The sequence below is a fragment of the Croceitalea dokdonensis DOKDO 023 genome, assembly GCF_001306415.1.
Lineage (GTDB): Bacteria > Bacteroidota > Bacteroidia > Flavobacteriales > Flavobacteriaceae > Croceitalea > Croceitalea dokdonensis.
In genome coordinates this window covers 356,321-369,525 of record NZ_LDJX01000001.1, presented here as the reverse complement: position 1 = coordinate 369,525, position 13,205 = coordinate 356,321, and the positions used below count along the sequence as shown (strand labels likewise).

Genomic DNA, 13,205 nt, shown 5'->3' with positions numbered 1-13,205 from the left:
GGATTCCTACGTATTAGTAGTGAACTAACTCACTATTGACGCGTGTCTTATATTTTGTTGCGCCTTAAACGGCTTTTTCTTAGTCTATTTTTAATGGTATCCACGGCAATTTCTGGCCTAGCACAGGAATTGGAATACTATAACGGGCCGTTGTCCATTAATGACTACTCTGGGGAAGCGGAATTTGGGTATCAGGTAATCCAGTCAGATACCGTTTTACAAGGTGCGTTCCGTTTTCAAAAATCCAATATAGACTCCCTTCTTCAAAAAAAGGACAACACCTTTACTATCACCGGCAGCTTTCAAGATGGCTATCCCACGGGAAAGTGGCAATTTCAATTTGGGGAATACCAATCTGCAAACACCTCAAGAGTGGTGGATTATCAGTATCGGGTAAGCGTAAATGGCAAACAAGAAGAGGCCAATGGCAGCTTGTTTAGGGGAAGGCCAGATGGGAATTGGAGTTATGAGGTAAACCAAATTGATGGTTCTCTGGTGGCGAATACAGCCTTTAAGAGCACCATTTCCTTTGAACGCGGGGTACCACAAAAGAGCTTTAAAATAGAAAACGACAGTATATCCTTGGTAGGGCGATTTTTAAGGGACGGTCTGGCCCATGATGAATGGTCGTTGTACAGCAACACCAGTCTAGGGGCAACTGAAAACTGGGTTTTCAACGAAGGCGTCCTAAGCTATATCAATTTCGCTTCGGCTACTGAAAATAAGCGGGTGGCCGTCTTTGATCAACAGGCCTTGGACAAGACCACCGTAATCAATTTAAATAAGCAGTTTCTACAGTTGGTATGGGCATCGGTGGACCAAAGAAGCACAGAAGCTTTACAGACTGGCAACATTAGCAGTTTATTGGGAGAAAATATCGCCTATTACAAAAAAATTGATGGCATCCTTAGTTCTTTGGGAAAGGCAAGGTTTCAACCTGAATTCAAGGTAAGGGTACCCCATTTTCCCTTGGACAGCCTTGAGATCGCACATCTTGAGCGCATCAAGGAGGACTTTACGGTTTCGCAAGCCATTTGCACCGAGCTTTTAAATAGCACCCAACTGAACATTTTAAAATTGTCTGACCAAGAGGCAGGAAGTGCCTTTAGACTTGTAGAGCGGTTGCATGAAAAATATGTTCGTCCGGTAGAACGCCTGTTAGGCTATGAAAAACAAGGGATTATTGCATTTTTAGCTCGGGAAAAAGCCATAACGAACAGTTGGCCAGAGGGCATTCCAGAAATTGCTGGTTTGCCGCCGGACACCATGCCAGATACCACACCCAGTAACGAATTTGCTGCACTTGCCCAATTGTCCAAATTGGTTCGTTTGGCCTTGGAGGACACCAATGAAAGATTATCCAAACAACTTTTAAGGGAACAGCAACAGCAGGAGCTCGGGGTATTGGAGCAAGCGTTATTGGAAAAACAAAATACTATAAAGCAAGCCATAGATAGCATGTCCACTGAGCTGGCGCCAGAATACGTACAAGCCTTGGAGCAGGTGGGCCATTTTACGGACGGTCAATTAAAAAACTATGCTGATATTACTGCATTACCAGAACGGTTGACCCGTGCAAAGGAATTGAAGGTGTGTTTTGGACAGTTACAGAACATTACAATGGAAATTGGGAACCTCCCAGAAATTTGGGCAACCATCCAACAAAAATATACCGATCGTGTTTGGAATCCGTTTACGGCCACTTTAATGGATGAGGAAATCAAAAAACGAATAACCACATCCTACAAAAAAATCCTGGAACCTTATTTTTTAAATCAACTCGGGGAGCAGTTTGGCTGTGAGAAAGCGCAATCATGGTTAAGTGACCTTGGGGAAATCCAGAACACCATTTTGGCGCTCAGTGATCAAAATACCAAGAAATTGGAACGCAAGCTTAAAAAGGCCACATTGGCCCAAGAGGTAATGGCGGTTTTACAAACCCAAAATACGGCAGGTAATGGGAACTAGACCGTATTGGAACACACCGCTTTTAATATCGCTGTTTTTAGGCCTTACCGCTACCTATTTTGCATCGGCACAAGACATTGGCGACCTAAACCCTAGACCCACAGAATCCATTTATAAGGACCCAACCACAAGGGTTTGGTACAATACCTATGGGAACATTAGAATTTCCAAACGTCTATTTTGGGATGCTCAGACCCATTTTCGTTTCCAAGAAACAGAAAACACCCCTTTCATGGGACAGATTGCACAAGTGTATAACCGCCATGCTATTGGATATATTTATTCCAAAAAATTCAATGTGAGCTTAGGAGGGGTATTACGGGTAAATTTTGATACCAGTGAGCAGGAAAATGATAGAAAAGTGGTACCGGAATGGCGAATTTGGCATCAATACCAATTTGCCCAGCCTTTGTCCACGCTTATGATCTATCATCGGATACGGATTGAACATAGGTGGACCCAGGGTTTTGCAGAGGAAAGCGAATACATCTATAGAAATCGTTGGCGGTATATGTTCCGCATGAAGATACCCTTGAACAATACCCAATTTGCGCCCAACACGCTGTACGTGTCGCCCGAAGCCGAATTGATCATGCAAAGCGGTAAGGCCGTGGTGGATAGCCCTATGGAAGATTTGCGGTTAACCACCACCTTGGGGTACATTCTAACCCCAAGATTAACGGTAGCTGCTGGGGTCATGTATTCCCAGGGGCAAGATTTGGCAGACGGAGCGCTTTTTAAACAAGGATGGACCATGAGGTTTCATTTGTATTTTTCCCCCGATTTCCGAAAAGTTCGAAATAAATTGCCAGAGATACATCTAACGGACTAAGCCTATACGTAAGTTAAAAAGCGGAACACTAGTATGAAAAAGAGCATTTTAATTCCCTATACCTTGTTTACGATTGCCTTGGTAGTGGCCGCGATTGGTTTTTATGCCGCTTGGAGCAGCTCTAAATCCCTCGCATCCCTAGAGCAGGAGCAACAAGCCTTGGAGGCACGGTTAAAAGGATACCAAACCATTTCTGAAACCGACTCCCTACTATTGGCCGGGGAGTACGATCATGCCTTAACGGCCTATGAAAATCAGGAAAGCTTGGGCGATGGCACGTTGTTTAGGAATATCCAGCTAAAAATGGCCTTGGTCCAAAAATTAAAGCGCAGTTCCAAGGCCATGCAAGGCATCTCTAACACCACTGGCCTAAGGGATAGTATCCCTGAGAACCCTCCAAATATAGCCAAGGAAATACGTGCTTATGACAGTTTAAGCTTTGCCCATGAAAAGGTAAAGGTGCAATTATCGCGTTTGCGCAAACAGTTGGGACAAAAAGCGTACGGGGAGTACTTAACCTTTAAAAGCAAGAAAGGGAATACTATGCACTATGTGGGCCAAGTAACGGATGGAAAGGCCAATGGCAGCGGCATTGCACTATTAGATACGGGCAGCCGGTATGAAGGCCAATGGCAAGACAACCAACGACACGGCCAGGGCACGTTTTATTGGGTAGATGGGGAATATTATGTGGGTGCCTATAGTAAGGACCGCAGAAATGGGCTGGGGACCTATTATTGGCCCAATGGCGAAAAATATGTAGGCTATTGGAAGGATGACAAGCGCAATGGGGAAGGCGAATTTTTTGGCAAAGATGGAACCCTGCTCGCCAGTGGTGTCTGGAAAAATGACAAACTCCAAAGCGCCGAAAAGAAAACAGAACGAAAGTCTAGAAAATAGGCTAAGAAAACAGGGGTACAAATACTTTTGGCACCTCCCCATGTGCTGACTTTTTGTTTAAAGTGGAAAAGTAAGCTAGTTCAGAGGCACTATTAACTGCTGCTGGAATAAATTTTGCTGCTTACAGAAGTAAAACAGACCCTAATTCACAAAATTGATTTACATACCCAACAGGTTCATAAATGACCATGTTAAGGACAGACCTAGTTTCTCCTTGACTTTATTGAAAAATAAAGTGTTCCCCCAACGCCTATCATGCATACAGGTTCAGGGTTAATCCCAAGGTTTGTTTATTTTTAGGTTGGCAACAATATAACGAAAATTTGAATTTGGTTCGTTTTTGGTGTAAATTCGCATCAAATTATATTTTTCATGGCTAGACAGAGTATATCTTTCACGCAACCAAATGATGAATGGTTAAAAACGCAAGTTGATAATCAAGAGTACTCAAGTAAAAGCGAACTTGTTAATGACTTAATTCGTCAAGCTAGAAATCAACAAATCGAAATTGACTGGATTAGAGCTAAATTGGAAAAATCACAAAATAGCGGATTTACCAATGATAGCAAGGAACAAATCTTAGCACAATCCAAGTCTATACTTAATGGCTAAGTATAGATTAAGTAATGACGCAAAAGATGACCTGATACGAATTCATCGTTACGGAATCAAAAAATTTGGAGCGCAACAAGCGGACATATATTTCGAAACGTTTTTTGAATATTTTGACATTATAGCCAAAAGACCTTATTCATTTGAATCTGTTGAATATATTAAGAAAGGGTATCGCAGATGTGTTTGCGGTTCGGACAGTACTTACTACAAAATCAATTATGATACGGTAGACATAATGGCGATTATCGGAAAACAGGATTTGAAAAATATACGCTAAACTGTACGCAAAAATACTTTTGTCAACAAAAGTAACCGTTGCACAAGCCCCTGACCGACCATAAAGTTCAAATAAAAGATGGATAGTTTTGATATCTGGTTATGGTCAATTTTTTAATGACAGGTTTCATATATTACTGGATAAGAAAGAAAAAAATTATAGCCCCTGATGCTATTTATATCGAGCATAGACTAATAATAGGTATAATAATGGCTGCAGTAATATTAATATATTCTCTTCTGTTTGAGTAATTACTTACCATCTTTCGATAGTAAGAAAAGACTAATAATTTCAATCATATTTTGGTAATATGGATTATGATTCAAGGGAAAGAATTATTCGTTCGGTTTTTTGGCAAGTTTGCACAAGGAAATTACTAATTCGGAAAATAGATTAAGCATCCCCACGTGTTTATTCGAGTGTGTCACACCATTTGCTTACACAACCTAAACGCAATGCGGACTTTAGGGCCAAACGTAAAGCACTGTATCTATTTATAAAATCCCTAAATCTTATAAATTTAGTTTTGGACCAGAAAAATAAAACTAAACAACAAGTTTTAGCTTGGTGTTCCGTAGAAAACGAAAAGTTTTCTTGCCTTCCCTACTTGCCATAGCCGTGTACCAAACTCCCTACGAGACCCTTGTTGTACTGGCAAAACCTAACTAAAACGGAATGCTTTTTCAACCGCTACCATAAGGTTCAATTTTGCTACCTTTAAAGCAACTGATAATATCCCTTTCCATGGTACATGGTTTTTTTAACACCGCCAACGGTTTTCTCCTATTAACCCTTTCCTTCTTGGTGTTTGCCAGTGGTAATGCAACGGCACAGCACAAAAAAAACAGGGAACAGCAGAAACTAGAGCGTAAGCTCCAAAGGTTCAAGCTGCAGGAAAAGGCCATGGCGGATACCAGTTTTGCTTTTTATATCCGTCGCATTAAAGCACCCTACGTGACTTCTTCGAACAACAGCTATGGCATTTTAAAGGTGGGTAGTGACCAAGTTTTTATGGACCAAATAGATTGGGTCGCGGAAAATAGCAAAAGGGTCACCATCCATGATATAGGTAAGCCTACCAATTACCGCTTTTTAAAAGATGGCGACCATTCACATCAGGTACTTTTTGAGACCAAGGTGAAGGGGGAAACCTTTCAATTTAAAGTCCAAAATAGCTTAGAACAGGGTGGGCAGTTGGTGATTACAAACGCTAAAGGCCGTAGCGTAGTGTACGACGGTAAATTAAAACTATAAGGCAATGGTCAAAGGAAACAGAAACTTTGGGTTATTAGGTGGCCCGGTGAATCATACAATGTATCAAATAACAATGAAGAACATGAATTTAAAATGGATTTCCGCATTTCTTTTTTTGGGCTCCCTAATGGGGTTGGGTGCGCAGGATTTCTCTGCCCTGCAATACCGTACCGTAGGTCCGGTACGTGGCGGGCGTGTGACTACGGTAACGGGAATCGCATCTCAACCGGGAACATTTTATTTAGGTGCTTCCGGGGGTGGTGTCTGGAAATCGGAAGACTACGGCACTACATGGAACAATGTTTCTGATGGGTATTTTGAAACTCCATCCATCGGAGCCATTGAGGTGGCTCAAAACGACCCCAACATTGTTTATGTGGGCACAGGCTCGGATGGACTAAGAAGCAATGTCATCAGTGGAAAAGGCATGTACAGGTCTATTGATGGTGCCAAAACTTGGGAAGCTATCGGTCTACGGGAAGCGGGACAGATTGGTGCGGTGGAAATAGACCCAACCAATTCCAATATCGTTTGGGTGGCGGCCATCGGCAATGCGTTTAGGGCCAATGAGGAGCGTGGCGTGTACAAAACTACCAATGGTGGGCAAAGCTGGCAAAAAGTGTTGCACATCTCAGATAGCGTTGGGTTTGCGGATATTGAACTGCTGCCCGGAAATCCCAATGTGGCTTACGCGGCAGCTTGGAAAGCACAGCGAAAGCCATGGACCATCATTTCTGGGGGAGATGCGGATGAAGGTGGAATTTATAAGACCGTAAACGGGGGCAAGGACTGGGTAAAATTAACGATGGGGCTTCCCAAGGGAACCATTGGGAAAATAGATTTGGCGGTCTCCCCAGCAGATTCCAGTATCCTTTATGCCATCATTGAAGCGCCCAAGGGGGAACAAGGATTATATAAATCCACGGACCAAGGGAAATCCTTCCAACATATTTCTGATGATGTCCGTTTGGTAAACCGCCCATTTTACTATACCAACGTAGAAGTAGACCCCACCAATCCAGATATTGTGTATTCCAATGCCAACCCCTTGTTAAAATCCATGGATGGTGGCCATACCTGGAAACCCCTGGCCGTACCACACGGGGACAACCATGATATTTGGATAAACCCAAATAATCCAAATCTGCTCATTCAGGCCAATGACGGCGGTGCCAATGTTTCCCACAACAGCGGAAAAACCTGGTCTACCCAGTTTAACCAGCCAACGGCAGAGCTGTACCAAGTAGAGGTGGATGACCAGTATCCGTATTGGCTCTATGCTGGCCAACAGGACAATAGCAGCACCATTGCGGTTCCAAGTTTTCCGCCTAGCGCGGTTCAAAACCCAAGTAAGGCCTGGATATTAAATACTGGCGGTTGCGAAACTGGACCCGCCGTGCCAAAACCGGGCAATCCTAATATCGTCTATGCGAACTGTAAAGGTCGTTTTAGCGTCTTCAATAAGCTAACGGGCACAGAAAAGGCCTATTACGTTGGCGCATCCAATATATATGGGCACAATCCCAAGGATTTAAGGTATCGGTTTCAGCGTGTTGCACCCATACATGTTTCACCTCATAATCCGGATGTGGTCTATCATGGCTCACAATACTTGCACAAAACCGATTCTGATGGCTATGAGTGGGAGACCATTTCTCCAGATTTGACCGCTTTTGAAGCTGATAAACAAGTCATTTCCGGTAGCCCGATCACACGGGACATCACCGGGGAGGAGTACTACAGCACGCTCTATTCCATACGTGAATCGCCCATACAGGAAGGTGTGATTTGGACCGGATCTAATGACGGGGTGGTCTCTCTAACTCGGGATGGCGGCAAGACTTGGAACAAGGTGACCCCAAAAAAATTACCCAAGGGTGGCAGGGTAGAAAGTATTGCCCCCTCCCATTTTAATGCTGCTACGGCTTATATCGCCGTGGATAGGCATCTATTGGGTGATGATTCTCCTTATTTGTACAAAACCAACGATTTTGGAAAAAGCTGGACCTTGTTGAGCAAGAACGATAACGGTATTGCCAAGGACCACACCGCACGGGTATTGCGGGAGGATCCAGTAAAAAAAGGACTGTTATATGCGGGGACGGAATTTGGGATGTATGTCTCTTTTGATGATGGGGCCACTTGGCAGCCCTTTCAGCAGAACCTGCCCGTTACCCCAATTACCGACATCAAACTGGTCAGGGGAGATTTGGTTTTGAGTACCATGGGGCGCGGTTTTTGGATTCTGGACAACATCACCAGCCTGCGGCAAAAAGAAATCACCACATTGGATAAAGCGCCCGTGTTATTTAAACCGGACGATACCTATCGCTATCAGTATCCCAAAATAAGCACCCCAAGCTTTCCTGATTTTCCCAGAACGGCTGTATATATTGATTATTACTTGCCAGAAACCATGGAATCCGCAGTTCAATTAGATATTCTGGATGCCAAGGGTACCATTATCAGTCGTATTGTATCTGAACGTGACATCGCAAAAACTCCAATAGAGGAAGTAGAAAATATGGATTTGAGTACCACTTTTCGCTTAGTAAACAAAACCTTGGACGCAACCCAAGGATTTCACCGTTTTGCCTGGGACCTGCGCACACGGGGAGCTTGGCACAAAGAGCCCAAAAGACGCTACCAAGGTGGCCCCATGGCCTTACCAGGAACCTATACCGCTAGGTTAACCGTTGGGGATACGATTTTACAACAGGAATTTGACATCCTTATGGATCCCAAGGTAAAGGCACAAGGGCTTAGCTTAGAAGATTTAAAGGTACAACAGCAAATGCAACGTCAGGTTCATGAGCTCCTTTCGGAGGCCAGAAAATTGGAGGCTGCCTTGGAAGGGGAGATAAAAACCCTTAAGCGTAGCGGGGATACGATAAGCTTGGCCAAAAAAGAAGTGATTTTGGAGCGGTTACAAAATGCCGATGGAGCCTATCCACAACAAATGCTCTTGTCCCAAATTGCCTATTTGCAATATGCCGTTGGCAGTAAGGACCAATTGCCAGGCAAGGACGCCCAGCTGCGTTTGCGGGAACTGCAAGAACAACTTAAAGTCCTAAAGGAAAATACTGTACAACCTTAAATTAATGATGATGAAAACCCTTAAATTCCATGTTTTCTTGGTGTTGATTTGGATAACGTCGCTTGGTGTGGCCCAAGAACAAGAGTCCATTACCAAAAAATTAGAACAAATTGCCTTTATAGAGGAGAAGGTGATGATGCCCATGCGGGACGGTATCCGTCTAGCTACGGATATTTACCGGCCAAAGACCACGGAAAAAGTACCCATCATTTTTTCCCGTACACCTTACAATTTTAATTCATGGGGAGACGGTAAGGAACGCACCCGTACCAAAGAACGTGCTTATGAAGCGGTAAAGCGGGGTTATGCCTATGTGGTACAAAATGAACGGGGGCGTTATTTTTCAGAGGGGGAGTGGGATATTCTGGGCGTTCCCCTAACGGATGGTTATGATGCCTTTAGTTGGATGAAGGACCAAACTTGGTCCAATGGTAAAATAGGAACCTTTGGATGTTCCAGTACGGCGGAATGGCAAATGGCCGTTTCTGCATTGGACCATCCTGCCCATGCCGCCATGGTTCCCCAAGCTTTTGGAGCAGGTGTTGGCCGGGTTGGCCAAATTATGGAACAAGGAAATTGGTACCGTGGAGGGGTGGAACAGTTGCTCTTTTTTTCCTGGTTGTACGGTGTGGAGCACGATAAGTTTAAACCTCGAATTCCAGCAGGGGCCACACAAGAGGATTTGATACGTATCTCCCGTTATTACGATTTGGCACCGGAGAACCCTCCCGTGGACATGGCCAAGGCATTGCAGCACCTTCCCATTCAAGATATTCTTAAGAACATTCAGGGTAAGAAAGAGATTTTTGACAAAATGGTACGGCGTACGCCAAATCACCCAGATTGGTTCAAAGGCGGACTCTATCATGATGATATGGAAATTGGCACCCCAAGTTTCTGGTTTGCCTCTTGGTATGATGTAAGCATCACCCCAAATTTGGCCCTTTTTAATCATGTGCGGCAACATTCCAAAGATGCCATGATTCGGGACAATCAATATTTGGTCATTGCACCAACCTTACATTGCCGCTATACCCGTGCAACGGAGAATACCATTGTGGGAGAACGGAGCGTGGGGGATGCCCGTTTAAACTACGACGAACAGATTTATGCTTGGTGGGACTTATGGTTAAAGGGAAAGGAAAACAACTTTAAAAAAAATACCCCAAGGGTGCAATATTTCACCATGGGCAAGAATGTTTGGCAGGCTGCGGAACAATGGCCGCCAAAAGGGGTGAAGATGACCACCTACTACCTAAACAGTGGCGGAAAGGCCAATACCTTATATGGGGATGGAGTGTTGAGCACCAAAAAACCTAAAGGGGATACCCCGGATCATTTTGTGTATGACCCCATGAACCCAGTAACCTCCTACGGTGGAAATGTGTGTTGTACCGGAAATGCCGTAGAAGGTGGTGCTTTTGACCAACAGCTTATGGAAGAACGGGAGGATATTTTGGTGTACACCACGGAACCCTTAGAGGAAGGGACGGAGGTTACTGGATTTATCGCGGCTACCCTCTATGTTTCCTCAGACGCCAAGGATACGGATTTCACCATTAAATTGATTGATGTATATCCTGATGGAAGGGCTTACAACTTGGATGAAACCATCCAACGGGCCCGTTTCCGGGAGGGGTATGACAAGGAGGTCTTTATGGAACCAGGAAAGGTTTACAAAATAGACCTAACCCCTATGGCCACCAGCAACTATTTTAAGAAGGGCCATAGGATACGGATAGAAATATCGAGCAGTAATTTTCCACGCTTTGCACGCAACCTCAATACCGGCGGAAAAAATTATGACGAGTCCAAAGGGGTCATTGCCAACAATACCATTTATCACACTAAACAATATCCATCACAGATTCAAATTCCCATCCAGAAATAGTACTTCAAATACTACCGCATGACAGCACATCTAAAACTAGCCCCATTGTCCACTATACTGTTTGTGGTTTTGGGCATGACGCTGCATCAGTGCCAAGGGCAGGCAGCCTCCCAAGATAAAAACGAAAGGTATGCCTATAAAACAGGCGACCCCAATGGAATTGGCAAATGGTATATGGGCAGACAGATTGCCCACGTCATGGGTTATCAAGGAATGTCTTGGTTAGAACGACCAGAACGGGAAAAAGAGGAGGAAACCAGCACCCTTTTTAAGAATATGGACATTCAACCCGGCGACACCATTGCCGATATTGGGGCGGGTTCTGGTTATCATGTATTCCCCATGGCCAAAATGGTAGGAGAGGGGCATATCTATGCCGTGGACATCCAGCCTCAAATGTTGGCCGAAATAGAACGCAAAAAGAAAAGCAACGCAACTTTCAATATCAGCACCGTAAAAGGAAGTGCCAAAAGCATCCATCTAAAAGAAAATTCGGTAGATAAGGTTCTTTTGGTAGATGTGTACCACGAATTTGACCACCCGTATGAAATGATGAACTCCATTAAAAGCGCATTGCGGAAAAACGGTAAGGTCTACCTCATTGAATATCGGGGCGAGGACGCATCCGTACCCATTAAAGCAGTGCATAAAATGACGGAGGCCCAAGCGGTAAAGGAAATGCAGGCCGTAGGCTTTAAGCTCCAAGAAAATATGAGCAACCTTCCCTGGCAGCATTGTATGGTATTTGTAAAAGAATAAGCCGTTGATGCTACACTTTACGTTTTATATTGTTTAAGCTTTTGTTAATTTAATTAAACAAAAAATGTTTTGTCGTATCTTCATCCAAACAAAACAAGTAAGATAACTATGAAAACGATCAAAACATTAAGTGTATTAGCGTTAACGGCGGTATTGTTTACTGCCTGTGGCGAGAAGAAGAAAGAAAAAGCGGAAGAGGTCATGGAGGAAACTGCGGAGGCAGTAACCGAAGTTGTGGAAGAGCAGACCACCCCAAACATTGTGGGCGTAGCTGTAGGCAACGAAAACTTTAGCACCTTGGTTACCGCTGTGACCACAGCAGGCTTGGCCGAAACTCTTAGTGGGGACGGACCGTTTACCGTATTTGCACCTACTAACGATGCCTTTGCCAAATTACCAGAGGGCACCGTAGCCTCACTTTTGGAACCCGCCAGTAAGGATGCCCTAACCGGTATCCTAACCTATCATGTAGTGGCAGGAAAGTACGAAGCCGCTGCCGTGATAGAGGCCATTAATGCCAACAATGGCACATTTACAGTATCCACGGTACAAGGGGGCACCATAGATTTAAGCCTTAACGATGGTAAGGTGATGTTGACCGATGCCAAAGGTGGTACGTCTACCGTAATCATGGCCGATGTTGCCGCTTCCAATGGTGTTATCCATGCTATTGATACCGTTGTAATGCCAGAATAGCACATCACATTACTTATACTAACTCAAACTAATGTGAGAACCGCTGCCCCCGCAGCGGTTTTTTTATGGCCTATGGTTATGCTGGGTAAAGGCTATTGTATAGTGACGGTACCTTCGGAAGTTTTCCCGTCAGTCAGCTACAACACATAGCACCTACATTAATGTCATTATAATGGACAACATTTTATAAAAAGCACCATTGCTTATCTTAATTTTGCAAGAGCATAGAAAAAAATATAAAGCTTGTTAGAGAAAAAACCATCATTGGTTCCCGCACAAGGCGAAGATGAGGAGTATTTCATCTACTGTCTGGAAGGGGTTACCGATATACAGACCGATCATGTAACCCAGGCCCAAAAAAACTTGGAGCATTTGGCACTTACTTATGGGGTGACCAGCATTTACAAGACTTGCGATACTATAGAAGGTTTGGAAGATAGCTTAAACGCCTTGGTATTGGATGACCATAATTTTAAGGATTATGAAATCATCTACATGGTCATGACAGGGGAACCCAACAGCATTTGCCTTAACGATTATTACTACAGCTTACAGGAAATTGCGGAAATTTTTGAAGGTAGGTTAAAAGGAAAGATAATTCACTTTTCAAATGCCAAAGTGTTGGATTTGGCGGAAGATGAAGCCCAGTTTTTTTTAGATATCACCAATGCCAAAGCTATTTCGGGCTACGGGAACAAAAAAAACGGACTAAACAGCGCTAACTTGGATAGCGCTTTTTTTAACCTGTACAAAGAAGACGATAATATGTTTGAGGTGGTGGAGGAATTGCACCAACGACACTATGCCCTATGCAAATTGCTCGATTTTAGATTGTATTACTAGTTGGGAGCATTTTTATCCTCGATCTTAAGGCGCAATGCCTATCCCAACCACAATGTTGAACCTGTTATTCACG

11 protein-coding genes are annotated in these 13,205 nt (G+C 43.9%); all 11 read left to right on the top strand.

What is annotated here, in order from left to right; translation table 11 throughout:
* Positions 1-93: 93 nt before the first annotated feature.
* The gene (locus tag I595_RS01580) at positions 94-1,968 is read left to right on the top strand and encodes a hypothetical protein (protein WP_054557633.1); all 1,875 of its coding nucleotides are present in this window, start codon (positions 94-96) and stop codon (positions 1,966-1,968) included.
* Positions 1,958-2,800 (top strand): DUF2490 domain-containing protein, encoded by an 843-nt coding sequence (locus I595_RS01575; protein WP_083467456.1) that lies wholly within the window; start codon positions 1,958-1,960, stop codon positions 2,798-2,800. The genes I595_RS01580 and I595_RS01575 overlap by 11 nt, the downstream gene beginning before the upstream one ends.
* A gap of 33 nt (positions 2,801-2,833) precedes the next feature.
* Complete coding sequence (locus I595_RS01570; protein ID WP_054557632.1) at positions 2,834-3,700, top strand: MORN repeat-containing protein; 867 nt, start codon at positions 2,834-2,836, stop codon at positions 3,698-3,700.
* A 372-nt stretch (positions 3,701-4,072) separates the two neighbouring features.
* A complete protein-coding gene (locus I595_RS01565; protein WP_054557631.1) occupies positions 4,073-4,312 on the top strand; it encodes a ribbon-helix-helix domain-containing protein in 240 nt (79 codons plus the stop codon).
* Entirely contained in the window at positions 4,305-4,592 is a 288-nt protein-coding gene (locus tag I595_RS01560) for a type II toxin-antitoxin system RelE/ParE family toxin (RefSeq protein ID WP_054557630.1), read from the top strand. The genes I595_RS01565 and I595_RS01560 overlap by 8 nt, the downstream gene beginning before the upstream one ends.
* Positions 4,593-5,336: 744 nt before the next feature.
* The gene (locus I595_RS01555; protein ID WP_054557629.1) at positions 5,337-5,846 is read left to right on the top strand and encodes a hypothetical protein; all 510 of its coding nucleotides are present in this window, start codon (positions 5,337-5,339) and stop codon (positions 5,844-5,846) included.
* A gap of 73 nt (positions 5,847-5,919) precedes the next feature.
* Complete coding sequence (locus tag I595_RS01550; RefSeq protein ID WP_245628202.1) at positions 5,920-8,943, top strand: WD40/YVTN/BNR-like repeat-containing protein; 3,024 nt, start codon at positions 5,920-5,922, stop codon at positions 8,941-8,943.
* A 10-nt stretch (positions 8,944-8,953) separates the two neighbouring features.
* Complete coding sequence (locus tag I595_RS01545) at positions 8,954-10,834, top strand: CocE/NonD family hydrolase (RefSeq protein ID WP_054557628.1); 1,881 nt, start codon at positions 8,954-8,956, stop codon at positions 10,832-10,834.
* Between the two features lie 18 nt (positions 10,835-10,852).
* Entirely contained in the window at positions 10,853-11,593 is a 741-nt protein-coding gene (locus tag I595_RS01540; protein WP_054557627.1) for a class I SAM-dependent methyltransferase, read from the top strand.
* Positions 11,594-11,701: 108 nt separating this feature from the next.
* Complete coding sequence (locus tag I595_RS01535) at positions 11,702-12,289, top strand: fasciclin domain-containing protein (protein WP_054557626.1); 588 nt, start codon at positions 11,702-11,704, stop codon at positions 12,287-12,289.
* 243 nt (positions 12,290-12,532) lie between these two features.
* A complete protein-coding gene (locus I595_RS01530; RefSeq protein ID WP_054557625.1) occupies positions 12,533-13,132 on the top strand; it encodes a DUF6642 family protein in 600 nt (199 codons plus the stop codon).
* Positions 13,133-13,205: the final 73 nt, after the last annotated feature.